This window comes from Streptomyces sp. NPDC050658, assembly GCF_044457025.1.
GTDB lineage: Bacteria > Actinomycetota > Actinomycetes > Streptomycetales > Streptomycetaceae > Streptomyces.
In genome coordinates this window covers 166737-193007 of sequence record NZ_JBITGM010000011.1, presented here as the reverse complement: position 1 = coordinate 193007, position 26271 = coordinate 166737, and the positions used below count along the sequence as shown (strand labels likewise).

Here is a 26271-nt window from a genome sequence, read left to right as displayed (position 1 = left end):
CCCTTCTAGGCCCTGGCCGGTTCCGTCTCCGGAGCGGTCGGCGCGGCAGGCGCCCCCGCGGCCACCGGAGACGACGCCTCCGTCGGCTCCGCGTTCAGCTCCACCAGCATCTCCTTGCTGAAGCCGAAGAAGTACGTCGCGAAGAAGCCCACCAGGTAGCCGACAAGGAGACCGCCGCCGTAGATCGCGACCGTCAGGCCCAGGCCCTGGTTGCCGTCGAGGAGCGGGAAGAGCGCCCAGCCGGACGGGCCGATGGCCGTCGAGCCGACCTTGTCGCCGATCATCGAGAAGAATCCGATGAAGGCGCCGCCCGCCGCGCCGCCCACGCACGCCGTGATGAAGGGGCGGCCGAGGGGGAGCGAGACGCCGTAGATGAGGGGCTCGCCCACGCCCAGGAAGCCCGCCGGGAGCGCCGACTTGATGGTCGTACGGATCGACTTGTTGTGCTTCAGTCGCTTGAACACCGCGATCGCGCAGCCGACCTGGCCCGCACCCGCCATCGCCAGGATGGGGAGCAGGACGGTGTAGCCCTGCTGCTCGATGAGGGTGGTGTGGATGGGGATCAGGGCCTGGTGCAGGCCCAGCATGACGAGGGGGAGGAACAGGCCGCCCAGGACCAGGCCCGCGAACGCGCCCGTGTTGTCCAGGAGCCAGTTCGCCGCCGTGCCGATGCCCGTCGACACCTCGCCGGCCAGGAACATCAGGCCGAAGATCGTGACCAGGCCGGAGAGCAGGACCGTGATGGTGGGGGTGACGAGGACGTCCAGGGCCTCCGGGACCCACCTCCTGCACCACTTCTCGACGTACGTCGCCAGGACCGCGGCGCCGAGTGCGCCGAGGACGCCGCCCTGGCCCGGCGACAGCTTCTGGCCGAACGCCTCGATGTTCGCCACGCCCGCGTAGACGATGATCGCCGCCACCGCGCCGCCCAGGATCGGCGTACCGCCGAACTCCTTCGCCGTGTTGAAGCCGACGAAGACGGCGATGAGCGCCATGAAACCGGACGCGATCGCCGCGAGCGCCGGGGTGATCGCGGGCAGCCACTCCAGGTTGATCAGCAGGCCGTTGATGCCGGCGATGATGCCGCAGCCGATCAGGGCCGGGATCAGCGGCACGAAGATGTTCGCGATGCGGCGCAGGAAGAGCTTGAAGGGCGTCGCGTTCCTCGCCTTGCGGGCCTCCTTCAGCGCCGCGCCCTGCGCCGCCAACTCCTCGGCGGTGACCCCGTGTTCCGTGCTGCTCTCCGCCAGCAGCGCCTCGAACTCCGGCGTCACGCGCGCGACCGTGCCCGGGCCGAGCACGATCTGGTACGTGTCGTCCTCGACCACGCCCAGCACGGCGGGCAGCGCCTTCAGGGCCTCGTCGTCGACCAGGGAGCGGTCGGCGAGGCCCAGGCGGAGCCGGGTCATGCAGTGGGCCACGGACGTGACGTTCTGCGCGCCGCCGACGAGGGGGAGGATCGCGGCGGCTGTGGCGCGGTTCTTGTTCTCAGGTGCCATGGTGCGGTGCCTTGCTGTGCGGGTGGCGCTGGACGCTGCCGGAGGGGCTAGTTCGTACGGGAGTTGTCGAGGGCCGCGCGGAGGTGGCCGTCGGACGCGGCGAGCAGTTCGGCGGCGGTGGGGCCGTCGACCCCGCCGAGGATCGTCAGGATGGCGTTCTTCACCTCCCCGTCCGTCGCGGCGAGGGCGGCCTCGATCTCCTCGTCGCCCGCGCCGGTCGCCAGCTCGACGATGCGGCGGGAGCGGGCCCGCAGCTTCTCGTTCGACGCCCGTACGTCGACCATCAGGTTTCCGTAGGTCTTGCCGAGGCGGATCATCGTGATCGTCGACAGCATGTTGAGCACGAGCTTCTGTGCAGTGCCCGCCTTCAACCGGGTGGAGCCGGTGAGCAGTTCGGGGCCGACGACGACCTCGATGCCGTGGTCGGCGGCTGCCGCGAGCGCGCTGTCCGCGTTGCAGGAGAGGCCGATGGTGAGCGCGCCGTAACGGGTGCGCGCGTGCTCGACCGCGCCGATCGCGTACGGCGTGCGGCCCGACGCGGAGATGCCGACGACCACGTCGTCCGCGGTCAGGTTCAGGGAGTCCAGGTCGTCCGCCGCCAGCTCCTTGCTGTCCTCCGCGCCCTCGACCGCCGTGACCATGGCGCTCGGGCCGCCCGCGATGAGGCCGACGACCTCACTGGGCGCGGTGTTGAAGGTCGGCGGGCACTCGGAGGCGTCGAGGACGCCGAGCCGGCCGGCCGTGCCCGCGCCCGCGTAGACGAGCCGTCCGCCGCGCGCCATCCGCTCGGCGGTGCCGTCGATGGCGGCGGCGATCCGGGGGAGCTGCTCGGCGACGGCCGCGGGCACGGTGGCGTCCTCGCCGTTCATGATCTTCGCGATCTCGGGCGTGGGCAGCCGGTCGATCTCGGAGAGCTCGGGCCGGAACGCCTCGGTGGTGAGCGTGTCCAGCTGGGCACGGAGTTCGCCGTAGGGGTCACCGGGGCCGGGGGCGGCGGTGGCGTCGGTGGTCGAGGTCATGAGGGGCGGCTCTTTCGTGTGCGGGTGGGGGGTGCGGGTGCGGTGCGCGGGCGGGCGGCGGTGCGCGGGCTCAGCGGCTGTTGCCGCCGCGTGGGCTGTGGCGGTGCGCGAGTGCTTCGTAGGAGGCGGCGAGTGCGGGGGCCGCCGTCTCGTACGTCCGCTGGGCGACGCCCACGAACAGGCAGTCCACGACGAGGAGTTGACTTGTGCGGGACGACATCGCGGCGGGCCGCAGCTCGCTCTCGCGGGCCGTGGAGGTGGTCAGTATGTGATCCGCGTACTGGGATACGGGGCTGCCGGGGCGCCCGGTGATCGCGATGGTGGTGGCGCCGCGCTCGAAGGCGACCCGCAGCGGCTCGATGACGTCGCCGGTCGATCCGGAGTGCGTGATCGCGATGGCCACGTCCTTGGCCCGCAGCGTGACGGCGTTGGTGACCGCCAGGTGCGGGTCGGAGTGCGCGTGGGCGATGTGGCCGATGCGCAGCAGCTTCTGGGCCAGGTCCTGGGCGACCAGGCCGGAGGCGGCGACGCCGTAGATCTCGGCGCGGGGCGCGTTGGCGAGCGCGGTGACGGCGGCGCCGAGCTGGACGGTGTCGAGTCCGGCCGCGGTGTCCGCGAGGGTCTGCTGCTCGTCGTAGGCGAGCTTGGCCACGACGTCCGCGATCGGGTCGTCGACCGCGATGTCGGCGGTGACGGCGGGCGCGCGGCCGGACTGCTGCTGGGCGGCGAGTCCGGCGAGGGCGAGGCGCAGGTCACGGTAGCCGGGGTAGCCGAGCAGGCGGGCCGTGCGGACCACCGTCGCCTCGCTGGTGCCGGTGAGTTCGGCGAGGCCGGTGACCGTGAGGGCGGCGCATCCCGCGGGGTCGCCGGCGACGGCTTCGGCGACGCGCTGCATGGAGCGGGTCATGGACGGCGCGAGGGTCCGCACCTTGGCCGCGAGGGCGGCCGGGGCGGGGGGCGCGGCGCCCGAGAAAATTTCCTTCACATCATTGGTCACACTTGAAAGATATTTTCGGGGGCGGGCGGGGTCAAGACCCCTTTGGTCCCGAGGTCCCGAGTGGGCCACGGGGCGGGCGGGACTTTCGGCGGTCGTTCGCGAGCGATGGGGGTTGCGCGAGAGGTGGACAATGGCTGCATGGACGCGATCGACCCTCTGGAGCAGGCGCTGCACGCCGCCCGCGCACTTGTTCTCGCCGACCTCGTGGCCCGTGAGGTCGCCGAGGCGGAGGTCGTCTCGATGGTCGAGGAGGCGGTCGCGCACCGCCGCTGGTGGGTCGAGCAGTGGCCCGACGGCATCGAGTACGTGGCCGGGCTCGTCGCCCAGGACGTCCAGGACTCGCTCCTGGAGCGGTACGGCCGCTGGCCGCTCTGCCCGGTCTGCGGCTCGGGCGATCCGCACGCGCTGGACGTCGAGCCGGAGCTGGGCCCCGATCCGCACTGGGTGTGCGGCAAGGCGGGCGTGGTCGTCGCCCCGGTGGGCGGCCTGACGGGACGTATCTGACGTGGCCGTCTACATAGATCCACCGACCTGGCCGGGCCATGGCCGCATGTGGTCCCACCTGGTCAGCGACGTCTCGTACGAGGAACTGCACACGTTCGCGGCAGGCATCGGCTGCCCGCCGCGCGCCTTCGAACGGGACCACTACGACGTGCCGTCGCACCGTTACGCGGACGCGGTGTCGGCGGGCGCGGTGGAGATCGGCTCGAAGGAACTGGTGCGCAGGCTCACGGAGGCGGGGCTGCGGAGGCCGAAGGGGCGGCCCGCCTAGTCAGGACGTTCAGGGGCAGGACGTTCAGGGTCAGGATCTTCAGGGGCAGGACGTTCAGGGGCAGGACCTTCAAGGTCAGGACATTCAAGGGCAGGACCTTCAGGCCCGCCGCAGGTACGCCCGCGCGTTCTCGCGGTCCGACGCGCGGACATAGCCCGCCCTCGTCGCCACCGCCTGGGAAGCCGCGTTGTCGTGTTCGATGACCGCCAGCAGGGCGCTGACATCCGTGCGGGACAGGGCCCAGGCGGACAGGGCGGTCAAGGCCTCGGCGGCGTATCCGTGGCCGCGCGCGCCGGGCGCCAGGTCGTAGCCGACCTCCGCGATGCCCTCCTCGTCCGGCGGCCCGTGGAAGCCCATTCCGCCGACGGCGACCTCGTCCGCCGCGCGCACCAGCGCGAACATCCCCCACTCGGGGCGGTGCACCCCGGACGCGTACGCCTTGCTCACCATCTCCGCGGCCGTCCGCGTCCCCTCGAAGGGGCCGCTCTCGATCCAGTTCAGACCGCCCGTGCCGCCCAGGGCGAGATCCGCCGCGGCGGCCGGTGAGACCTCCCGCAGGACGATCCGCCCGGCCGGAATCGCCAGGGAGTTGTGCCAGCGCCACCCGTCGAGCCGGGACCGCCCTGGCAACGTGCCGCGCCCCGTCGCCCAGAGCAGCGTCGCCCACTGCTCCTCGGGGCCCCGCGCGGGCGTGACGTGCGGGAAGATCCAGGCGAGCAGCGACTCGCACAGCTCGGCGGGCGGCTCCGCGTCGACGCCGAGCGCCTGCGCGATGTCGTACGTGTGGAGCAGGGCCTCCGCGACGCTCATCGCCGCGAAGCCGGTCGCGTCCGCGCTGCCGTGCGGGTAGGGGTGGAAGGCCCGCACGCCCGGCGGCGTGGTCCGGATCACCGCCGAGACGAGCCCGCCGGCCGACTCGAGGACGCGGATCGCGTCCTCGGGGCCCGACCCCTCGTCCAGGGCGATCTCGAACGGCACCCACGTATCGGTCGCGCGTCCCGTCAACTGCCCCGCGTACGCGACGAGACAGCCCGCCATGTGCTCGGCCGTGGTGAGACAGCTCCACTCCAGATCGCCGGCCGTGACGCTCCAGTCCCGTCCCACCGCCGTACGCAGCACCCGCGCCGCGTACGCGACGGCCTCGTCCACCTGATCCCCGCCCATGGAAAGCATGGGGCAGAGAGTACGGGAGGGAAGGCGTCCGGCAGATCGAATATTTCGGGTACGTGAGGTGTCGGACAGGTCGCGGCTTTCCGACCTCGGGAGTTCGGATGGTCGCGGGAGTCCGGTCCTCGGGAGTCCGGTCCTCAGGAGTCCAGCAGATCCAGCTCCGTCGCCAGATTCGCGCGCGCCGGGGCCTCCCAGTGCGACGTTCCGTGCTCCGTGCGGAACAGCCGTGGCAGCGCGAGGAGTTGGCGCAGCACCCCCGCCCGGCCCGCGCGGAACGCCTCGTCCGGCACGAAGGAGTACTCCTCGCGCACGGCGGCGGCGTAGGCGGCGTACGTGTCCGCGGGCGAGGCGAGGATCGCCAGGTCGGCGTCGCACAGCGCCTCGCCGTTGCGGTCGCCGTCGGCCGGGTCGTGGGTGACGGTGAGCCGGACGAGGCGGGCCACCTCGGCGGTCTTCTGCTCGGTCAACCCGGCCTCGGGCAGGGCGCGTTCGGCGAGACGGGCGCTGCGCTCCTCGTTGGTCGAGCGGTCGGGGAGATACACCGCGTCGTGGAACCAGGCCGCGAGCCGCACCAGATCGGGGTCGTCCGCGTGCTCTTCGAGTACGTCGATGTGGTCGAGGACCGCCGTGAGGTGGGCGGTGGTGTGGTACCGCCGCTGCGGCTCGGCCCAGCGGGCGAGCAGGTTGTCGGCGTACTTGTACGGGTCGTAGACGCAGCTGTCGGTGTCCCGCGCCCGCAGCAGTGTCGTGAGCCAGCGTCCGCGCAGCTCGTGGGTCTCGTCGTCGGCCATGGGGCGACCCTAACCCTTGAGTACCCCTGGGGGGTATGTTAATTTCCCAGCGCCAGATACCCCTCAGGGGTATTTCGACGCTCTGTGGAGGGGACCGTCATGTCAACCGTCAATCCCAAGCGCTGGTGGGCGCTCTTCGTGCTCGCCACCGCCCAGTTCATGGTGATCATGGACACCTCGATCATCGGGGTCGCCCTCCCCGAGATGCAGCGTGACCTGGGCTTCTCCCAGGGCGAGCTGCAGTGGGTCTTCAACGCGTACGTCATTGCCTTCGGCGGCCTGCTGCTGCTCGGCGGACGCCTCTCCGACTTGCTCGGGGCCCGCAAGGTCTTCGTCTCCGGCTGGGTCGTCCTCATCGCGGGCTCGGTGCTCGCAGCGGCCGCGCAGACCGCGACCGTCGAGGTCGTCGGCCGTGCCGTGCAGGGTGTCGGCGGCGCACTGATCGCGCCCGCGGCCATGACCCTCCTGATGATGCTCTTCGGGCACGACCCGAAGGAGCTCGGCAAGGCGATGGCCCTCTACGGAGCGGCGGCCCCCGCGGGCGGCACCGCCGGAGTCTTCCTCGGCGGCGTCTTCACCGAGTGGCTGAGCTGGCCCTGGGTGTTCGTCATCTACGTCCCGATCGGCATCGCCACACTCGCCGCGACCCGGCTGCTGCCCGCCGTCGAGGGCAAGCGCGGCTCGGTCGACATCCTCGGCGCGGTCTCCGTCACGGCCGGCCTCGCGCTCACCGTCTTCGCGGTCGTACGGGCGCCGGAAGAGGGCTGGGGTTCGACCTCCACGATCCTCCAACTGGTCGGCGCGGCAGCGCTCCTGGCCCTCTTCATCGTCGTACAGAAGTCGATCCGCGAACCCCTGATGCCGCTCGACGTGTGGCGGATCCCGCGGCTCGGCTCGGCGAACCTGGCGATGGCGCTGCTCGGCGCCGCCTGGATCCCGATGTGGTACTTCCTCAACCTCTACCTCCAGCAGGTCATGGGGTACGGGGCGTTCGCGTCCGGCGCGGCGCTGCTGCCGATGACGGGCCTGCTCATGATCTTCATGACGGCGATCACGGCCCGCCTGCTCGGCCGCTTCGGTGCCAAGCCCCTGATCGGCGGCGGGCTGATCGTCCTCGCGCTCGGCCTGCTCTGGCTGGCGCAGCTCGGTCCCACGGGCTCCTTCGTGATCGACGTGCTGCCCGCCTCGCTGGTCGCGGCGCTCGGCATGTCCCTCGCCTACATCCCGGCGATGATGGCCGCGATGTCCGGCGCCCCGCAGGAGCAGGCGGGCCTGGCCTCCGGCATCGTCAACACCACCTACCAGGTGGGCTCCGCGCTCGGCCTCGCGGCACTGACCGCCCTCGCGACCTCGCAGGGAGCGGGCGAGCTCGGCAACCTGCCGGCGCTGACGGACGGCTTCGGCGCGGCGTTCACGGGCGCGGCCGTCATCGCGGCCCTCGGCGGTGCGATCACGCTCCTGGTGATGCGGAAGGAGTCGGCTGCTTCGGAGGAGAAGGTGAACGCGTAGCGCGGTGGCCGCAGAGCGCGCCGGAATGTCCCCGACCGTCCCGGCCGTCCCGGCCGTCCCGGCCGTCCCGGCCGTCCCGTACGGCTTGGTGCGGCTTGGTACGGCCCCCGCGCCTACTCGCCCGAGTTCACCCCACTGGAGTGAACTCGGGCAGCGCGAGGGCCGTATGGGCCGGTCGGCCCTCCGGTACCGGCATCGTGCCGAGGCCGCGCAGCATGGCGTTGCGCCGCTCCAGCGCCCGCGCCGTGGTCGGGAAGAGCGCGGCGCCCCCCTCGCCGACCAACGCCTGGTTCAGGCCGACGAATTCACGCGTGCCGTGCTCATACGCGGCGAATCCCTCGGCGGCGCCCCGGCCCGCCAGCGAACCGGCCAGCATGTACGCCCCGACGAGTGCGAGGCTCGTGCCCTGCCCCGTGAGGAACGAGGGCGCGTACGCCGCGTCGCCCACCAGCGCGACCCTGCCGCTCGACCAGCGCGGCATCCGGATCTGGCTGACCACGTCGACGAACAGATCGTCCGCGCCGCGCATCGCGGCGACCAGCCCCGGCACCTCCCACCCCGCGTCGCCGAACACCGAGGCAACCAGGTCCAGTTGGGCCGCCGGGTCGCGGAGCGCGCCGAAGCGCGGGTCAGGGCGGGCGAAGTTCAGGAGGACGTGCACCCTGTCGTCGTCCCGCACGGCGTAGAGGGCGGCGGCTCTGCCGGGCGTGTTCCACATCATGATCTCGTGGGAGAGGCCGAAGGTGTTGGGCACGGTGAACCCGGCGAAGCAGTACCCGAGATAGTGGTGAAACCGCTCCTCGGGCCCGAACAGCGCCTCCCGCGTACGCGAGTGCAGCCCGTCCGCGCCGAAGACCATGTCGTACGTACGCTCGCCGCCCCCGCGAAAGCGGACGTCGACCCCGCGCCCGGACGACTGGTCGGGGGTGCCGGGCTGGCCAAGAGTGCCGGACTGGTCGAAAGTGTCGATGGAGTCGTCGAACACGAACTCCACGTCGTCACGGACCGCGCCGTACAGCGCGTCGACGAGCTCGCCGCGCCGCACTTCCAGGTCCCCGCCGTTGGCGGCGGACGGCGGCCCCCCGCCGTTGGCGGCTCGCGGCTCGACCGAGGCCACCGTGCCGCCGCCCTCGTCGAGGAAGGTGAACCGGCGTGTGTCGATGTGCGCGTCCCTGAGCCGGGGCAGGATCCCCATCCTGCGGACGACTTCAAGCGCGGTGCCGCGTACGTCGATGGGGTAACCGCCGTTGCGGGGCGCGCCGGCCTTCTCCACCACGGTGACGGCGTATCCGTGACGGTTGAGCCAGAAGGCGAGGGCGGGGCCTGCGATGCCGGCGCCGGAAATCAGGACTTTCCGCTTCGATGTCGTACGACGGACGGTCGACTCGTCGGTGATGGTCATTCCTGGGCTCCCTTTTTGTGCATGGTGCGGACGGCGAGCAGGGACAGTGCCGTGACGACGCCGGCGACGACGAAGCCGGTGGTGAAGGCCGATTCGGCCGGGTCGTCCGTGCCGGGGCCGGTCCCGGCGGTCAGGAAGGCGCCGCTGACCTGCGCCCCGGCGGCGAAGCCGAGCACGCGTGTGACCAGGACCAGGCTGGTGGCGGTGCCGGTGCTGCCGTGATCGACGGAGGTGGCCGTCTTGACGACCATCGCCGTGATGCAGGCACCGCTGGCCAGGGCGATCAGCGCCTTGCCGACGACGAGGTGCCAGACCTCGCCGTGGACGAACCCCAGGGCGAGCAGCGTGGCCGTCATGACGCCGATTCCCGCGGCGACTACGGCAGTTGAGCCGAAGCGCCGGGCGGCGATCCCGCCGAGCGGCCCGCTGAGGGCGGCGGCGACGGCACTTGGCAGCAGGTACGTCCCGATGTCGGTGGAGCTGGCCCCGAAGCCGTAGTCGGCCTCGGAGTCGAGGAGTTGCGGGACGAGGAACATCGACACGGCGGTGCCGACGCAGACCGCGAAGGTGATGACGTACGAACGCCAGATGGCGGGTTTGGCGACGAGCCGCAGATCGACCATGGGAGAGGACGACCGGCGTTCGACGACGATCCAGCCGCGTACGAGGGCGGCCAGAAGCACGGCGAGCAGGCAGAGGATGAGGGGCCGGCCGCCGAGCTCGGGAGCCGCCGAGAGCCCGACCATGAGCGTCAGCAGGATGCCGCTGAGGAGTACGAGGCCGGGCCAGTCGATCCTGGCGTTGGAACGGGCCGGTGGATCGTCCGGCATCAGCCGGTGGACGAGCAGGGTCGCCCCGACGATCGCGAGCGTCGGTATCGCGAACATCCAGTGCCGGGACAGCCCTTCCGCGATCGGCCCGGCGATCAGCGTGCCGAGCATGCCGCCGCCCACGAAGAAGCCGCTGACCATCCCGATGGCCACCTGGGACTGCCCGGAGGGCAGGTGCTTGCGTACGAGGATGAACGAGAGCGGCATCGCGCCGACCATCGCGCCTTCGAGTACCTGCCCGAGGAGCAGCACCGGCAGGTTGGGCGCGAGCGAGGACACCAGGCCGCCGGCCGCGACGACGGCCATCAGCCGGAGCATGACCCGCTTCCCGCCGTAGCGATCACCGAGCCCGCCGGCGACGGGTGCGACCAGGGCGCCGGTGATGAGCATCGCGACGCTGAGCAGGGCGCCTTGGGCGGGGCTCATGGAGAGTTCGCGTTGTAAGAGGGGGAGGGTCGGGGTCACCACCGACTCCAGGGTTCCGGTGGCGGCGGCGAGGAGGGCGAGGGCCCAGGTGGCGGCTTTGCGGATGGGGGGTGGGGGTGTTGTTGATGTGGTCGTTGACGCGGTTTCCGCGCTTGCTGTGCTTCCTGCGCTTGCTGTGCTTCCGGTGGTCATGGGCGTCCTTCTCCGAGTGGGCACAACTGCTGTGCGGGCAAGGTCACTTGGTAGCCACGGTTACTACACTACACGGTGTAGTGCAGTCGAGTTAGGATGCGCCCATGCCGACGACGAAGACACCGACGACGAAGCCAGCGGCCACGAGGGGGACGGCGACGAGGGGGACGGCCGCGAAGGCGCTGCGGGAGGGGTCCGCGCAGAAGCGGGCCGCGATCCTCGCCGCGGCCAGGGAACTGTTCCTCGCCGAAGGCTTCGACCGGTCCAGCGTCGACGCGGTCGCGGCACGGGCGGGGGTCTCCAAGCGGACGGTCTACGACTACTTCGGCGACAAGCAGACGCTGCTGCGCGCGGTCGTCGACTCCGTCGGCCAGTCGCTGATCACCACGATCCGGCGCATCCTCGACGAGACCCTCACCGACCGCACCGATGCGGCCGAACTCGAGGACGTACTGGTCACGTTCGCGCTGCGGATCGCGACCGACATGCTCGACTCGGCGGAGTACACGACGCTGCGGCGGCTGGTCAGGGTGCGGTCCGGCCGTGAGCCGGGCCGGGACGAGAACCCCATGGCCGACACGCCCGACGAGGCGGTGGCCGAGCGGTTCGCAGCCTTCGGCGAAGCGGGGCTGCTGCATGTGCCGGACGCGCGACTGGCGGCCGACCAGTTCATCGCGCTGACTTTCGGGGTCGCGCTGGACAGGTTCGGTTCGGCGAACGCGGCGGAGGACGACCGCATCCGGCCACTGATTGTGGAGGGGGTACGGACGTTCTTGCGGGCGTACAGGGTGGGGTAATGGGGAGATCCGTTGCCGTATTCCGGCGTACGCGATTGGGTGGCCCACATGACCACCACGACGCACCACGACGAGACCCGTGACCCCGAGCGTCCCGGACGTCTGCTCCGTACCGAACGCGACTTGCTGATCCCGCTGTTGAGAGATGCCGACGACTCCGCGTACGAGGTCAGGACCTGCTGTCCGGGCTGGACCGTGCGGCATGTGCTGGCCCACTGCGGCTCTGCGCTGACCCGTGTCGTAGAGCGCCGTTTCGAGGAGGGCGTCTACAGCCCGGAGAGCAACGACCGCGACATCGCCGAGCGGGCCGACTGGTCCAACTCCCGTGTCGTGGACGAGCTGGAGCGCGGCATGACGGAGGCGGGCGCGGTCATCGCCGAGTTCAAGGGGCGGTTGGACGGCGTGGCGCTGGGGGAGTGGGTGCACGCGGGGGACGTACGCGAGGCCTGGGGCCTGCCGGGTGCGTATGGCGGCGCGGGGCTCCCCGATGCGTTGGCGCTGCTGGGCGAGTACAGCAGGAAGACGGAGTCGGTGCCGCTGCACGCGGACGTGGACGGAGTCGACGAGCCCCTGACCCTGGGCACCCCCGACGGCAAGCGCTCCCCGGCCCGCTACATCGGCGACGCCCCGACCCTGATCCGCCTGTACACGGGACGCCCGCTGGCGGGAACGAGGTACGAGCTTGCGGGCGCAAGGGAATCAGAACTGCCGATCTTCGACTGAGGGGCCTTCGGTCTCCGCGGTGGAGGTGGGCCTGTCAAGGGTGGAGCGTAAGCGGAATCGGCGAAGCCGACGCGACCGAAGGGAGCGCCCTTTACAGGCACACCGGAACCGCCACACTCCGGAGAACCGGGCGGCACCGGCCACCATCGAAGACACCGGCCCACCCCAAGCAGCCGCCCTGACCCCAGCCCCACCCCCTGACCGAGCCCCGAATGGGCCGGTCGGTAGACGGCAGGACCGCCCGTCACTGCCACCGGAGCGACTCCGCCGCCGACGGGCACCCGTTGCCTGGCGGCCGCTCCGGAAGCACCAGTCCGCACCCGGCAGGACGACCGGTGCCGCACGGAGTGAAGCGGATCGTCTGGCCTCCGCAGCCTTGCCTGACATCCATGCCAGCTGGTGACGGCAATTCACGTGGGGTGGGAGCGGGTGGGCGGGTGGGGACAAGGTGGGCCTCAGTGGGGCGGTCTGCCCTTGCCAGGGGCGGCAGTTCTGCCTCAGGCGCCCCCGAAGGCCGGTAAGCCTTCGGGGGCACGGCAGGGAATCCGCCCCCCCCGCTCAGTGCGAGTGCCCCGAGTCGCCGGATTCCTCGGCACCCTTGCTCCCGCCCTCGTCCTCGCCCCCGCCCGCCGCCGCCGAGCCGACATGCACCGTGAACGCCGCCGTCCGTACCTCCCCGTCATGCTTGAAGTCCAGGAACAAGCGGTACGCCCCCTTGCTCGGGGCCGTTGCCGCGAAGGAGACGCCCGGGCCCGGCTTCGTCTTGCCGTCGCCGGGCTCGCCGTTCGGGTGGACGTGCAGGTACGCGAGGTCGCCCGAGCGCAGGGCGACCAGATGGCCGTACGAGCCGAGGTAGGGCTGGAGGTCGGTGACGGGCTTGCCGTTCTTCTCCACGTTCAGGGTCAGGTCGCTCGACTTCCCCGCCTTCAAGTCGCCCTTCAGGCTCACCTCGTACCCGTCCTCAACCACCGCCTTCGTGTTGTGCTCCGGCAGCGGCTTCGGGGCCGACTTGCCCGACACCGCGAGGTCCGCCCCCAGCGTCAGGCCCTCCTCCGCGCCCGCCGGCTTGAAGTCGGCGAAGACGCGGTAGCCGCCCGCCTCGGGCAGCTCGACCGGGGTCGACCAGGTGCCGTCCGCCGCGCGGGCCGGGTGCAGATGGCGGTACGTCGTCAGGTCGCGTGAGGCGACGATGAGGTGCAGCTCCTTGCCGTGCTCCTTCTGGTACGCCGTTACGTTCTTGCCGGTGCCGTCCTTGACCACCGCGAACCGCAGCTCCTCGCGCTTGTCGGCGCCGATGCGGGCTGTGGTCAGGTCGAGCGTGTAGCCGCGCTCGGAGATCTGCAGGCCACCGGCCGCAGTCTCCGCGCCCCCGCCCGCGCCGCCGCCCCCGTCCTGCCGCTCGCCCGTCGCTGGCTCCTTTCCGCCGCCGTGGCCGCCTCCATGCCCGGCCTCGGGCTTCTTCTCCGAGGTCACGGGGTCGACGCCGTTGCCCACCGCGTACGCGGTGCCGAACGTCGCGGCGACGGCAGCGGCGAACGCGGTGATCTTCAGTCCGGTGTTCATGACGACTCCAGAGAGACAGAGGAGGGAGAGGTGGAGATGCGGGTGCAGATGCGGGTGCAGATGAAAGTGGCGGGACAGCCGCCTCAGCTTCCGCCTGGGCCCAGCCGCCCCCGATATCTACGAAGATACCCCCTAGGGGTATGAAGTCAAGTCCGAGTGCCCCTTGCGTTCGATACCCCCCAGGGGTATAAATGGATCTCGTCAGCAGGTACCCACCCCGGGTACCGCGGCCCAGCAAGGTCACAGGAGGCCCCCATGTCCGCGTACACCACCACGTACAAGGTCGACGGCGTGCACAGCGCGCACTGCAGGGGCGTCGTCAGCGATGTGCTCGGCAAGGTCGACGGCGTCACCGCCGTGCACATCCCGGCCGACGGCACCGGGCACGTCACGGTCACCAGCACCGCCGAGCCCGACGACGCGCGTATCGCGGAGACCGTCGAGGACGCCGGGTACGACTACGTCGGCCGCGTCTGACCGCCTGACCGCCTGATCGCCTGACCGCCTGATCGCCTGGTCCAGGGAGCCCGCGGCGCCCCCCCATAAGCCCGCAGCCCGCAGCTCGCAGACCGCAGACCGTCCACGTCACGAGGAGCCCGCAGCCATGTCCACCACACCCGGCACCACCGAGGTGGCAGAAGTAGAACTCGCCATCGGTGGCATGACCTGCGCCTCGTGCGCGGCCCGGATCGAGAAGAAGCTCAACCGCATGGACGGCGTCGAGGCGACCGTCAACTACGCCACCGAGAAGGCCAAGGTCAGCTACCGGGGCGAGGACATCGCCGTACAGGATCTGATCGCCACCGTCGAGGCGACCGGATACACCGCCAAGGAGCCCACGCCCCCGCAGGCCGAGGCCGACAGCACCCCGGACGACGAGCAGGCCGCCGCCGATGCCGAACTGGCGCCCCTGCGCCAGCGGTTGACCGCCGCCGTCCTGCTCTCCGTCCCCGTCATCGCGATGGCGATGGTCCCTGCCCTGCAGTTCGAGTACTGGCAGTGGCTCTCGCTCACCCTCGCGGCGCCGGTCGTGACGTACGCCGCCTGGTCCTTCCACAAGGCGGCCTTCACCAACGCCCGGCACGGCGCCGCCACCATGGACACGCTGATCTCGGTCGGTACGTCGGCGGCCTTCCTCTGGTCGCTGTGGGCTCTGTTCTTCGGTACGGCGGGCGAGCCCGGAATGACCCACCCCTTCGAGCTGACCATCGCCCGCAGCGACGGCGCCGGGAACATCTACCTGGAGGCCGCCGCCGGCGTCACCGCCTTCATCCTCGCCGGGCGGTACTTCGAGGCCCGGTCGAAGCGGAAGGCCGGGGCCGCGCTCAAGGCGCTGCTCCAGCTCGGTGCCAAGGACGTCACCGTCATTCGTGACGGCGGGCGTGAAGAGACCATCCCGGTAAGTGAGTTGAAGGTCGGGGACCGCTTCCTCGTCCGGCCCGGCGAGAAGATCGCCACCGACGGCAGGGTCGTCGAGGGCGCGTCGGCCGTGGACGCCTCCATGCTCACCGGCGAGTCCGTGCCCGTGGAGGTCGCCACCGGGGACTCCGTCACCGGCGCCACCCTCAACGTCGGCGGACGCCTCGTCGTCGAGGCCACCCGCGTCGGCGCCGACACCCAGCTCGCCCGGATGGCAAAGCTGGTGGAGGACGCGCAGAACGGCAAGGCCGCCGCCCAGCGCCTCGCCGACAAGATCTCCGCGGTCTTCGTGCCGGTCGTCATCGCCCTGGCCGTCGCGACCCTCGGGTTCTGGCTCGGCAACGGGTCCGGCCTGACGGCCGCCTTCACCGCCGCCGTCGCCGTACTGATCATCGCCTGCCCCTGCGCCCTGGGGCTCGCCACTCCGACCGCCCTCATGGTCGGCACCGGCCGCGGCGCCCAGCTCGGCATCCTGATCAAGGGCCCCGAGGTCCTGGAGACCACCCGCAAGGTCGACACCATCGTCCTGGACAAGACCGGCACCGTCACCACCGGCAAGATGACGCTGCTCGCCACGCACACCGCCCCCGGCACCGACAAGGCCGAAGTCCTGCGTCTGGCAGGCGCGTTGGAGCACTCCTCGGAGCACCCCATCGCCCAGGCGGTGGCCACCGGCGCGGCGGCCGAGGTCGGCACGCTGCCCACCCCCGAGGACTTCGCGAACGTCGCGGGTCTCGGTGTCCAGGGCATCGTCGAGGGGCACGCGGTCCTGGTCGGCCGTACGCAGCTGCTCGCCGAGTGGGCGATCCAGCTGCCGGTGGACCTGGAGCGGGCCAAGGCCGAGGCCGAGGCCGCGGGGCGTACGGCCATCGCGGTCGCCTGGGACGGCGAGGCGCGGGCGGTCCTGGAGGTCGCGGACGCGGTCAAGGACAGCAGCCCCGAGGCGATCAAGCGGCTGCGCGCCCTCGGCCTCACCCCCATCCTCCTCACCGGCGACAACAAGGCGGTGGCCGAGTCCGTGGCCGCCGAGGTCGGCATCGACGCCGAGCACGTCATCGCGGAGGTCATGCCGCAGGACAAGGTGGACGTCGTCAAGCGCCTCCAGGGCGAGGGCCGCAGCGTCGCGATGGTCGGCGACGGCGTCAACGACGCGGCGGCGCTGGCCCAGGCCGACCTCGGTCTGGCGATGGGCACGGGAACGGACGCCGCGATCGAGGCGGGCGACCTGACGCTCGTACGAGGTGACCTGCGCGCGGCGGCCGACGCCATCCGCCTCTCGCGGCGCACCCTGGGCACGATCAAGTCCAACCTGTTCTGGGCCTTCGCCTACAACGTGGGCGCGCTGCCGCTGGCGGCGTCGGGCCTCCTGAACCCGATGATCGCGGGCGCCGCGATGGCCTTCTCCTCGGTCTTCGTGGTCGGCAACAGCCTCCGGTTGCGGGGGTTCAAGCCGCTGAGCTGAACTCACGACGAGGACGGCGTGTACACGCCATTACGATCGCCCCGGTGCGCTTGGGTCGCGCCGGGGCGATCTGCGCGTAGGCTGGGGGAATTGGACTAGACCTATGTTCTATGTTCCTCTCCGCCCCCGAGGCGCCGGACCAGAAGGAAGACATCCATGAGCAAGCGTGCAGTCCTGGAGGTGATCGCCCTCGATGCCGGGGACGCGATCGCGGCCCGGGCCGGAGGCGCCGACCGCCTCGAGCTGGTGACCGACATGGCCGCGGACGGCCTGACCCCGTCCCGCGAGACCTTTGCCGAGATCCGCGCGGCCGTGGACATCTCCCTGCGCGTGATGCTGCGCCTCGCGGACGGATTCGCGGCCGGAGACCCCCGAGAGCTCGACACGCTGGTACGCCGTGCCCGCGAGCTGCGCTCCGAAGGCGCCGACGAATTCGTCCTCGGCTTCCTCGACGAGGCGGGCGGCCCCGACCTGGCGGCGGTCGAGGCCGTGGTGGGCGCGCTCGACGGCTGCCGCTGGACGTTCCACCGGGCCATCGACCGGGCCGCCGACCGCGACGCCCTGCGCAAGCAGCTCGCCGACCTGCCGGGCCTGGACACCTACCTCACGGCGGGTTCGGCGGCAGGCGTGGACGAGGGCCTCCCCACCCTGCTCACCGAGGCGGCACGCACCCGTGGGTCCCGTGGGTCCCGTGGGTCCCGTGAGTCCCGTGAGTCCCGTGAGTTCGGTGAACCCGGCTACGAGCAGCAGATCCTGGTCGGCGGCGGCCTCCGCCTCGACCACCTGCCCCGCCTCAAGGCGGCCGGCATCGACGCGTTCCACATCGGCGGCGCGTCGCGTCCGGACGGCTGGTCGGCTCCGGTCTCCGCGGCGGCCGTCGCCCAGTGGAGGGCCGCCGTCGACGCCTGATGGTTCCCCCGGCGGGGCGCGGTACAACGGGATCGAGGTTCCCCCGCGGGGCGCGATACAACTGGTGTTGAAACGGAGGGGACTTCATGACGAGACCAGCTGAGAAAACGCGCCCCGCGGAACGCATGCTCGCGGCCGGGACGCTGCACGTCACCGCGATGCTGTTCACCGGGACGCTCGCGCTCTACATCGCGCTCGTCGCGTTCGGGAACATCACCGACTTCGACTCCAACCAGCAGTTCGTACGCCATGTCCTGGCGATGGACACCACGTTCAAGGACGACGACCTGATGTGGCGCGCGGTGGAGTCCACCGCGCTGCAGGACACGGCGTACGTGGCGATCATCGCCTGGGAGACGCTGGCCGCGCTCGTCCTCGGCACGGCGACGGTCCTGTGGGCCAGAGGACTGCGCCGCCCCGAAGGCCTGCGCCGCGCCCGACGCGCGGGCACCATCGGCCTGTTGATGCTCCTCCTGCTGTTCGGAGTGGGCTTCATCGGGATCGGCGGCGAGTGGTTCGCCATGTGGCAGTCGGAGAACTGGAACGGCCTGGACGCGGCCACGCGCATCGTGACGATCACCGGCATCGCGCTGATCGTCACGCACCTGCCGTCCAAGGAGGCCGCCGCCTCGTAGGCCGGGGCGGCAGCCCTCGGTGAGCTGCGCAGTGCCCTAGGTGAGCTGCGCAGCGCCCTTAGGCGAGCTGCGCGGGCAGCTCCGCCGAGTGCACGACGATCAGGCCGGACACCGCACGGGTCAGTGCCACGTACAGCCGACGCAGACCCGTCCGTTCGTCCGGCTCCCCGTCCACCACGGCGGCGGGCTCGTCGAGGACCACGTAGTCGTACTCAAGACCCTTGGCCAGCGACGCGGGCACGAGCGTGAGCCGGGCGTCGGCCGTGGTCTCCTGACCGGGAGAGAGGTACGAGATCCCGGCCGCCGCCAGGGCGTCGGCGAGCGCGGGGATGCGGGCGTCCGCGGCGATCAGCCCGGTGGACCCCTCGTGCCGCAGCGAATCGGCACAAGCCTCAAGGCACGCGGCATCCAGGCCCTCGGCACCCTCGGCACCCTCGACGTACCGCACGGCGAGCGATCCCGGCGACTCCCGCACCGAGTCGACCGCCGCGAGCCCGGGCGCGATGTCGGGCAGCAGCCGGGACGCGTACGCGATGACGTCGCGCGGCACACGGAAACCGGCCGTCAGCTCCTCCACCACGGCATCTCCCTTGCCCAGGTGGGCGAGGGCGTCGGCCCAACTCCGCGTCGCCCAGGGCGTGGTGCCCTGCGCCAGATCCCCGAGCACGGTCGCCGAGCCGGTGGTGCAACGCCGTCCTACGGCGCGGTACTGCATGGGGGACAGATCCTGCGCTTCGTCGAGCACGACATGCCCGAGCGAATGGGTCCGCGACACGAGATCGCTCACCTCGTCGATCAACACCGCGTCCGCGGCCGACCACTTGGCGCTCTTCACGCTCCGCGCGGGCTTGGCCCACAGCAGCGCCTTCTGCTCGTCCTCCGTGAGGATCCCGTCCGCGTGCGCCGCGAGGAACTCCGCGTCCGAGAGCAGCCGCAGCACCAGCTTCGCCGGGTCGACGACCGGCCAGATCGCCTTGACGGCGGCCTTCACCGCCGCGTTGCGGGCGACGGCGTCCTGCACGCGGTCGTCCGGGGCCTCCCCGGCCTGCTCCATCCGGACGAGTACGGCGTGGGCGATACGCTGCGGAAGGGCGTCACGAGCAGCCCCGTACCGGATGTCCCGGTCGAGCAACTCCCCGACGATCTCCTCGAGTTCGTACGCGGGAATGCGCCACCGCCGCGACCCGCGCACGACGACCAGGGCGTCGGTGGGCGGTGTGACATGCGACCGCACGGCGCGCCGCAGCACGTCGGCCATGCGGGCGTCACCCTTGACGACGGCGGTGCCGGCTTCGTCGGCGCCCCGCACCTCCACATGCGCGACGAGATCGTCGACGGTGGCCTGCCTGACCTCCAACTCGCCCAGCGCGGGCAGTACTTGCTCGATGTAGTGCAGGAAGGAGGCGTTGGGCCCGATGACGAGGGTCCCGGTGCGGGCGAGCCGCTCGCGATGCGCGTACAGCAGATAGGCGACCCGGTGCAGCCCGACGGCGGTCTTCCCGGTCCCGGGTCCACCCTGAACGCAGACACTCCCGCCGAGCCCGCTGCGTACGATCTCGTCCTGCTCGGGCTGGATGGTGGCGACGATGTCCCGCATCGGCCCGACGCGCGGCCGCTCGATCTCCTCCTGGAGCAGCCGGCTGGTCTGCTCGGCCTCGTCCTGGTCGCTGAGGTGTTCGTCCTCGTACGCCGTGAGCTCGCCGCCCGTGTACCCGAACCGCCGCCGCAGCCCGATGTCCATCGGCGCCTTCTTCGAGGCCCGGTAGAAAGGCTGCGAGACGGGCGCGCGCCAGTCGATGACCATGGGGTCGCCGTCGCCGTCGTGCACATGCCGCCGCCCGATGTAGAACTGCTCGCCCTCGGCGCCTTCGGCCTGCTCGGCGCCGGGTGCGTGCAGGTAGTCGAGCCGCCCGAAGAACAGCGGGGTGTGCGACAGATCGGCGAGCGACTTGATCCGCTCGTCGATCTGGCTCTGCAGGACGGCGGCGTTCACCCAGTTCGCGGTGACGTCGCGGATGTCGAGGGCCTCGGCGTCCTCGCGCATGGCGCGGAGCGCGGCGCGGGAGGCGGTGAGGTGGGTTCGTTCGCGGGACAGCGGGTCGGAGGGGCCGGAGGGGCCAGAAGGGCCGGAAGGGCCGGAAGGGGCAGAGGGGGAAGCGGAGGAGGTCGGGCCGGTCGGGTCGGTCGGGTCGGACGCTGCGGGCGGCATGGGGCTCTCCGTGCGGTGCGGGTGGCTTGTGCGACAGGGGCCGACCGGTTTCCGTCCGGGCGACGGCGGGGGTGCGCTTCCCGCGGGCAGACCGGGCATTTTATGCGGGGGTGCGTGGCGGGGCCAATGAATTTCTCTCCGGGGGCGGAACGCTGCTGTCTGCGGGGTACGCCGTGGCCCACCCCGCACCGGCTAGGGTCACCGCCGTGACGGAACCCAAGGTGACATCGCGGTCACGCAGAGCTGTGATCCCGGCCGCGGTCGCCCTCCTCGCCACCTCGCTGCTGGCCTTCGGCGCCCTCTGTCTGGCGCAACGCATCCCCATGGCCGACACGCTGGTCTACCGCGCCGAGGGGGCCGCCGTGGCCAACGGGACGGACCTCTACGGGTTCACCGTCACCCAGTGGAAGCTGCCCGCCACGTACCCGCCCTTCGCCGCGATCCTCTTCGTACCGACGACCTGGCTCCCCCTCCCCGCCCTCAAGCTCACCTTCGTCCTCGGCAACATCGCCCTCCTCGCCCTCCTCGTCCACCTCTCGGCCCGCCTGGCAGGAACCCGCCCCCGCCCCGCGCCGCTCCTCGCGGCCACGGCGGCGGCGCTCTGGCTGGAGCCGGTCTTCCAGACGATCGTGTTCGGCCAGATCAACCTGGCCCTCGCCTGTCTGATCCTCTGGGACCTCACCCGCCGGCCCGGCGCCCCAGGGGCGGGCCTCGCGCTGGGCATCGCGGCCGGCATCAAGCTCACTCCGGCGATCTTCATCGCGTACCTCTTCGTGAGAGGACGCGTACGAGAGGGGGCCACTGCTGTGGCGGGCTTCGCGACCACCGTGCTGCTCGGCGCACTCGCCCTCCCCGCCGCCAGCGTCGACTTCTGGACGCGCCGCGTCTTCGAGACGGGCCGCGTCGGCAAGGCGTGGATCGTCGACAACCAGTCGCTGCAGGGCCTGATCGCCAGGGCGCTGCACGATCCGACCCCCGGCCCGGCATGGGTGATCCCGGCGGCGCTGACGGGAGCCGCGGGCCTATGGCTGGCGGCCCGGGTCAAGAGAGACTCCCAGGGCATCCTCATCACGGCGGCCACGGCACTCCTGATCTCCCCGATCAGCTGGTCCCACCACTGGGTGTGGTGCGTACCGCTGCTTGCGCTGCTCATGGCGGAGGGCCGCCTCCGCCTCGCGGCGGCGGTGGCGGCCCTCTTCACGGCGCGTACGCTCTGGCTGGTCCCGCACGAGGGGGACCTGGACCTTCAACTGCCCTGGTGGCAGCAGCCGTTGGCTTCGCCGTACGGGTTGTTGGGGGTGGTGTTGCTCGTGTGGCTAGGCCGGGTCGGCGGGCCGCAGTGCCGTCATGCTGTCGAACAGCTCGATGAAGATGATGACCGCGACCTCGGCGATGACGTCGTACTCGGCGAGGATGCCGTCCGTGAGGATCGCTTTGCGCAGCGTCCCTGACGCGTTCATGGGGCGCGACTGCTCATGGAACGGATCCGCCGCGAGTATCTCCACGCCTTCGAGCAGGTACCGCTTGCGTTCGGCGTCGATGGAGTCGCGGACCCGGGCTGCTTCCTCGGTCCACTGGACACGGTACGTGTGACGGGGCTGCACGGTGTGATCCTTCGGTCAGTGGTGGCTCGCACTTCAGCGTACCGAGCCACCCCCGCGTCCGAGGTCCCGTTCGCTCAGCCCCCGGTCAGCAGCTCGTCCGCGTCGACGATCCGGTACGCGTACCCCTGCTCGGCGAGGAACCGCTGCCGGTGCGCGGCGAAGTCCTGGTCGATGGTGTCGCGGGCGACGACGGAGTAGAAGCGCGCCTCGTGCCCGTCGGCCTTCGGGCGCAGAACCCGCCCGAGCCGCTGCGCCTCCTCCTGCCGTGACCCGAACGTCCCCGACACCTGGATGGCGACGGTGGCCTCGGGCAGGTCGATGGAGAAGTTGGCGACCTTGGACACGACGAGAACCGAGATCTCGCCCTCCCGGAAGGCGTCGAAGAGCTTCTCGCGCTGGGCGTTGGTGGTCTCGCCCTTGATGACGGGGGCGTCGAGATGCTCGCCCAGCTCGTCGAGCTGGTCGATGTACTGCCCGATGACGAGGGTCTGCTCCCCGGCATGCTTCTTGACGAGCGCCTCCGTCACCTTCCGCTTGGTGGCGGTGGTGGCGCAGAACCGGTACTTCTCCTCGGCTTCGGCGGTGGCGTAGGCGAGCCGCTCGCTGTCGGTCAGATTGACCCGGACCTCGACACAGTCGGCGGGCGCGATGTACCCCTGGGCCTCGATCTCCTTCCAGGGAGCATCGAACCGCTTGGGCCCGATCAAGGAGAAGACATCGGACTCCCGCCCGTCTTCCCTGACCAGGGTGGCGGTGAGCCCGAGCCGCCGCCGGGCCTGCAGGTCGGCGGTGAACTTGAAGACGGGCGCGGGCAGCAGATGCACCTCGTCATAGACGATGAGTCCCCAGTCGCGGGAATCGAAGAGCTCAAGGTGCGGATAGACACCTTTCCGCTTGGTGGTCAGCACCTGATAGGTGGCAATGGTGACGGGCCGGATCTCCTTCCGCGTCCCGCTGTACTCCCCGATCTCGTCCTCCGTCAGGGAGGTCCGCTTCACCAGCTCGTGCTTCCACTGCCGGGCGGAAACGGTGTTGGTGACGAGGATGAGGGTGGTCGCCTTGGCCTCGGCCATGGCCCCGGCACCGACAAGCGTCTTCCCCGCCCCACAGGGCAGCACGACAACACCACTGCCGCCGTGCCAGAACCCCTCGACGGCCTGCTTCTGATAGGGCCGCAGCGCCCACCCGTCCTCGGCGAGGTCGATCCGATGGGCTTCCCCGTCGACGTACCCGGCAAGATCCTCGGCGGGCCACCCCAGCTTGAGCAGCGTCTGCTTGATCTGGCCCCGCTCGGAGGGATGGACGACGACGGTGTCGGCGTCGACCCGCTCCCCGACGAGCGGCTGGATCTTCTTGGACCGCAGGATCTCTTCGAGGACGGGCCGGTCGGTGGTGGTCAGCACAAGCCCGTGCGTGGGGTGCTTGGACAGCGTCAGCCGCCCGTACCGGGCCATGGTCTCGGCGACGTCCACGAGCAGCGCGTGCGGCACGGGATACCGGGAGAACTCCACGAGCGCGTCGACGACCTGCTCGGCGTCATGCCCGGCGGCACGGGCGTTCCACAGCCCGAGCGGGGTGACGCGGTAGGTATGGATGTGCTCGGGAGCACGCTCCAGCTCCGCGAACGGCGCGATGGCCCGCCGGCAGGCCTCGGCCTGCTCGTGGTCGACCTCGAGCAGCAGAGTCTTGTCCGACTGGACGATGAGGGGACCGTTCACGCGCCCGCCTTTCCGATAGGCCAAACGTCCAGTGTGCCGTATCGGGGCGGGGGAGCGGGGTGACGTGGGATACAGGGGCGGTTGTGTGTGGTCCGGCGCGGCGGGAGCCCGCCGCTACTCGGCCAACTCCGCCACCCCCGTAACCCGATGCAACGGATACGTCCGCACCTCGTCCGCCGTGTGGTCGAACGCAGTGACAAAGCCGCCCTCCACCCGGATCGGGGCGATCACCCGCTGGCTTGCCGAGCCCTCCGCGTTGACGTAGCCGATCCAGACCGCCTCGCCCGTCAGGACCGCCGCCTGCATCGTGGCGAGGGTCTCCGCCGCCGTGGTGCGGGGGAGCGCGCCCGGGGTCGACGGGGTGTCCTTGCGCGGGGTCGTCGAGGCCAGGTCGCCTGCCCTGATCGCGCGGACCGCCGCGCCGATCATCGTCTCGTCCGGCAGCGGCGGGCCGTCGTGGACCGGCTCCGGAGGGGTGCGGGGCGGGGTGCGGTGGGCGTGGGCCCGGGTGATCAGGACGTCGCCCTCCGCGCTCTCCGCGGCCGGGGCGAAGCCCATCGACCGGAGGCCGTCCAGGAGTGCGGCCGGATCGGCCTGGGCCGCCAGGACCGTCGGCGCCAGGCGGCGCAGGCGCAGGGACTGGGAGCGCTTGTCGGCCAGGATCTCGTTCAGCAGGGCCTCGTCGTCGCAGCGGACGTACGCCGACGCCGCGCCGATCCGGAGGTGGCCGTGCTTTCGGGCCACGTCGTCGATCAGGTACGCGAGGGGTTGCGGGACGGGTGTGCGGGAGTGGGCCGAGAGGAACGCGTGCAGGTCGGACGCCGACTTTCCCGCGTCCAGGGCTCGGCGCACGGAGCCCGGAGTGAAGCGGTACACCGTCGCCCCGCCCTTTGACTCCACGTCCGCCAGGACCGCGAGGGTCTCCGCCAGGGGGCGCTCCAACGGGCCCGGGGCCACCGCCGTCAGGTCCGCCTGGAGGAGTACGTGGTCCAGGGGAGTGGGGAGGAGGGGGGTGAGGAGGCGGGAGGCCGTTGCCGCCGATGCCGGTAGCGGGGAGGAGCCGGATTCCCCCGCGCCCAGCAGCGCCCTGCCATGTGACGACAGCGCCCCGCGGCCCGTCACGCCCAGCAACTCCGCCTCGTTCAGCGTCCATTGGGTGACGCGGGAGCGGAGGTCCGGTGGTGCGGACTCCGTGGCCCCGCCGCGCGGCGGGTGCTCCCAGCGCAGGCGGGTCAGGAGCGAGTCGGGGGTCGGGCTCGTGCCCTCCGGGAGGGTCGTGAGGAGGGTCAGGACCCGGTGGCGTACCTCCGGCGCCGACGAGCGGTCCAGGTGCGGGCCCAGCGCCGACAGTGTGCGGTCCTTGCCGTCACGGCCGCCGATCAGGCCCGCCGTGCGGGTCGCCGTCAGCCAGGCCGTGGCGAGGACCGACCAGCGCTCGGCGGCGGGCAGCTCCAGCCAGTCGTCGTACGCCGGAGTCGCCGCGTACCGCTCGTCCGCCTCGCCGTCCGACGCCAGCAGGCCTGCCGCGTAGGCCAGTTCGACCCAGAACGCCGCCGTCGGCTCGGGGAGGTCCAGGGCCACCGCCGTGCGCTTCAGGTCGCGGACGCTCAGCCCGCCCGCCCGGAGCACCGCAGGGCCGCCCTCGTCCCAGTCCTTCAGGAGCTCCTCGACCGTGGCGAGCGCCGTGTACGACTGGCCCGCCGCCGTCGCGTCCACAACCTGTGGACGGTGTTCGCGCAGCGGCTCCAGGGGCGGTGCGACGGGTTCGAGGGCGCGGTGCGCGTGGCCCGCCCGCAGGTGCAGCGCCGCCTCGCGGGGGAGCACCACCGTGCCGGGCGACGTGGGCAGGAGCAGGCCGCGGTCCAGGAGCCAGCGCAGGTGGCGTGCCGGGTCCGCCGTCACCTGGCCGTAGGGCGGGCCCCAGACCAGGCGCGACAGCACCTCCACCGACTCGGCGGGCGCCTCGTCCAGGAGCGCCGACATCCGCGTGCGGTCCGTGAACAGCCCGGTGAGCGAGCCCACCGCCGAGACCGCGTCGTGCGTGGACGGCAGCCCCGCCGCCGTCACGATGTCCTGGATGCGGTTCGGCGACATGCCCGCGGTGGCCTCGGCGACCGTCGGGCCCAGACCCGTGGGCGAGGGGTACTGCGGCGCCGGCGCCAGCAGCTCCCGCGCGGTGCGCACCAGACGTACGCGATCGTCGGTGCCCCACACCAACGCCTGCTCCCGCAGCGTGGCGAGGGCACGGGCCAGGGCCTCGTCCAGCGTGGCGTCGCCCCCTTCGTCCCCCGCGATCAGCGCGTGCAGTTCCGCGTACGTCGCCGGATCCGGCGCCACCGCCAGCGCCTCGGCGACCTGCTGCGCGAACCGGTCGAGCCGTTCGAGCGCGCGCACCACGGAGGCGCGGGTCGCGGCGCGGGTGGCCAGCTGGGTGAGGTCGGTGGGGACCGGGTTGAGCAGGTCGGGGCGGGCATGGAGCAGCGCGCCGAGGGACTCGTCGCCGCGGGCGCGGAGGGCCTCGGCGAGGGACCGGGGCGTGTCCGCTGGGCGCTGGGGCTGCTCGTCGGTGCTCATCCGGCTCACGGTAGCGGGTCGGGGCGGGCCCCAGGGCGTTCCCGCTGCCGG

The 26271-nt window shown here is 71.6% G+C and carries 21 protein-coding genes; 10 read left to right on the top strand and 11 right to left on the bottom strand.

Translation table 11 applies throughout. The features are described from left to right. Positions 1–5: 5 nt before the first annotated feature. The 3 genes from ACIBKX_RS31975 to ACIBKX_RS31965 all read right to left on the bottom strand — a co-directional run bounded on the left by ACIBKX_RS31975 (position 6) and on the right by ACIBKX_RS31965 (position 3515). The gene (locus ACIBKX_RS31975; protein ID WP_363269797.1) at positions 6–1499 is read right to left on the bottom strand and encodes a PTS transporter subunit EIIC; all 1494 of its coding nucleotides are present in this window, start codon (positions 1497–1499) and stop codon (positions 6–8) included. Positions 1500–1546: 47 nt separating this feature from the next. After that, positions 1547–2518, bottom strand: coding sequence for an N-acetylmuramic acid 6-phosphate etherase (gene murQ / locus ACIBKX_RS31970; protein WP_363269798.1), 972 nt, complete (start codon positions 2516–2518; stop codon positions 1547–1549). 70 nt (positions 2519–2588) lie between these two features. Then, on the bottom strand, positions 2589–3515 hold the full coding sequence (locus ACIBKX_RS31965; RefSeq protein ID WP_363269799.1) for a MurR/RpiR family transcriptional regulator: 927 nt from the start codon (positions 3513–3515) through the stop codon (positions 2589–2591). A 138-nt stretch (positions 3516–3653) separates the two neighbouring features. Here ACIBKX_RS31965 and ACIBKX_RS31960 point away from each other — a divergent pair, with 138 nt between their 5' ends. Together ACIBKX_RS31960 and ACIBKX_RS31955 are read left to right on the top strand one after the other, a co-directional pair. Continuing rightward, positions 3654–4019: a hypothetical protein gene (locus ACIBKX_RS31960; protein WP_363269800.1), complete on the top strand. Its 366-nt coding sequence runs from the start codon at positions 3654–3656 to the stop codon at positions 4017–4019. A 1-nt stretch (position 4020) separates the two neighbouring features. Next, a complete protein-coding gene (locus tag ACIBKX_RS31955; RefSeq protein WP_363269801.1) occupies positions 4021–4287 on the top strand; it encodes a DUF4031 domain-containing protein in 267 nt (88 codons plus the stop codon). A gap of 99 nt (positions 4288–4386) precedes the next feature. Here the strand turns inward: ACIBKX_RS31955 and ACIBKX_RS31950 are convergent, their stop codons facing one another. Then, positions 4387–5460, bottom strand: a complete 1074-nt coding sequence (locus ACIBKX_RS31950; RefSeq protein WP_363269802.1) for a GNAT family N-acetyltransferase — start codon at positions 5458–5460, stop codon at positions 4387–4389. Between the two features lie 134 nt (positions 5461–5594). After that, positions 5595–6248 (bottom strand): hypothetical protein, encoded by a 654-nt coding sequence (locus ACIBKX_RS31945; protein ID WP_363269803.1) that lies wholly within the window; start codon positions 6246–6248, stop codon positions 5595–5597. Between the two features lie 99 nt (positions 6249–6347). Between ACIBKX_RS31945 and ACIBKX_RS31940 the strand changes: the two genes are divergently transcribed. After that, a complete protein-coding gene (locus ACIBKX_RS31940) occupies positions 6348–7757 on the top strand; it encodes an MFS transporter (protein ID WP_363269804.1) in 1410 nt (469 codons plus the stop codon). Positions 7758–7884: 127 nt separating this feature from the next. Here the strand turns inward: ACIBKX_RS31940 and ACIBKX_RS31935 are convergent, their stop codons facing one another. Together ACIBKX_RS31935 and ACIBKX_RS31930 are read right to left on the bottom strand one after the other, a co-directional pair. Next, positions 7885–9159: an FAD-dependent monooxygenase gene (locus tag ACIBKX_RS31935; protein WP_363269805.1), complete on the bottom strand. Its 1275-nt coding sequence runs from the start codon at positions 9157–9159 to the stop codon at positions 7885–7887. Then, positions 9156–10607 carry an MFS transporter gene (locus ACIBKX_RS31930; RefSeq protein ID WP_363269806.1) on the bottom strand — a complete coding sequence of 484 codons (1452 nt, stop codon included), beginning with the start codon at positions 10605–10607 and terminating at the stop codon, positions 9156–9158. The genes ACIBKX_RS31935 and ACIBKX_RS31930 overlap by 4 nt, the downstream gene beginning before the upstream one ends. 104 nt (positions 10608–10711) lie before the next feature. On the opposite strand from ACIBKX_RS31930, the gene ACIBKX_RS31925 reads away from it, so the two are divergent. Continuing rightward, the gene (locus ACIBKX_RS31925; RefSeq protein ID WP_363269807.1) at positions 10712–11404 is read left to right on the top strand and encodes a TetR/AcrR family transcriptional regulator; all 693 of its coding nucleotides are present in this window, start codon (positions 10712–10714) and stop codon (positions 11402–11404) included. Between the two features lie 48 nt (positions 11405–11452). Continuing rightward, complete coding sequence (locus ACIBKX_RS31920; protein WP_363269808.1) at positions 11453–12127, top strand: maleylpyruvate isomerase family mycothiol-dependent enzyme; 675 nt, start codon at positions 11453–11455, stop codon at positions 12125–12127. Between the two features lie 558 nt (positions 12128–12685). Here the strand turns inward: ACIBKX_RS31920 and ACIBKX_RS31915 are convergent. Beyond that, entirely contained in the window at positions 12686–13690 is a 1005-nt protein-coding gene (locus tag ACIBKX_RS31915; protein ID WP_363269809.1) for a hypothetical protein, read from the bottom strand. 255 nt (positions 13691–13945) lie between these two features. On the opposite strand from ACIBKX_RS31915, the gene ACIBKX_RS31910 reads away from it, so the two are divergent. The 4 genes from ACIBKX_RS31910 (at position 13946) to ACIBKX_RS31895 (ending at position 18115) form a co-directional block, all read left to right on the top strand. Then, complete coding sequence (locus tag ACIBKX_RS31910) at positions 13946–14167, top strand: heavy-metal-associated domain-containing protein (protein ID WP_363269810.1); 222 nt, start codon at positions 13946–13948, stop codon at positions 14165–14167. 127 nt (positions 14168–14294) lie between these two features. Further along, entirely contained in the window at positions 14295–16571 is a 2277-nt protein-coding gene (locus ACIBKX_RS31905; RefSeq protein WP_363269811.1) for a heavy metal translocating P-type ATPase, read from the top strand. 156 nt (positions 16572–16727) lie between these two features. Beyond that, positions 16728–17480 (top strand): copper homeostasis protein CutC, encoded by a 753-nt coding sequence (locus ACIBKX_RS31900; protein WP_363269812.1) that lies wholly within the window; start codon positions 16728–16730, stop codon positions 17478–17480. Positions 17481–17605: 125 nt separating this feature from the next. Then, positions 17606–18115: a DUF2165 domain-containing protein gene (locus ACIBKX_RS31895; protein WP_363270129.1), complete on the top strand. Its 510-nt coding sequence runs from the start codon at positions 17606–17608 to the stop codon at positions 18113–18115. A 58-nt stretch (positions 18116–18173) separates the two neighbouring features. On the opposite strand, the gene ACIBKX_RS31890 is transcribed toward ACIBKX_RS31895, so the two are convergent. Continuing rightward, positions 18174–20324: an ATP-binding domain-containing protein gene (locus ACIBKX_RS31890; protein ID WP_363269813.1), complete on the bottom strand. Its 2151-nt coding sequence runs from the start codon at positions 20322–20324 to the stop codon at positions 18174–18176. A 206-nt stretch (positions 20325–20530) separates the two neighbouring features. Here ACIBKX_RS31890 and ACIBKX_RS31885 point away from each other — a divergent pair, with 206 nt between their 5' ends. After that, a complete protein-coding gene (locus ACIBKX_RS31885; protein WP_399376636.1) occupies positions 20531–21775 on the top strand; it encodes a glycosyltransferase 87 family protein in 1245 nt (414 codons plus the stop codon). Positions 21776–22002: 227 nt separating this feature from the next. On the opposite strand, the gene ACIBKX_RS31880 is transcribed toward ACIBKX_RS31885, so the two are convergent. Then, the gene (locus ACIBKX_RS31880; RefSeq protein WP_363269814.1) at positions 22003–23646 is read right to left on the bottom strand and encodes a DNA repair helicase XPB; all 1644 of its coding nucleotides are present in this window, start codon (positions 23644–23646) and stop codon (positions 22003–22005) included. Positions 23647–23760: 114 nt separating this feature from the next. Continuing rightward, on the bottom strand, positions 23761–26220 hold the full coding sequence (locus ACIBKX_RS31875; RefSeq protein WP_363269815.1) for a helicase C-terminal domain-containing protein: 2460 nt from the start codon (positions 26218–26220) through the stop codon (positions 23761–23763). Positions 26221–26271: the final 51 nt, after the last annotated feature.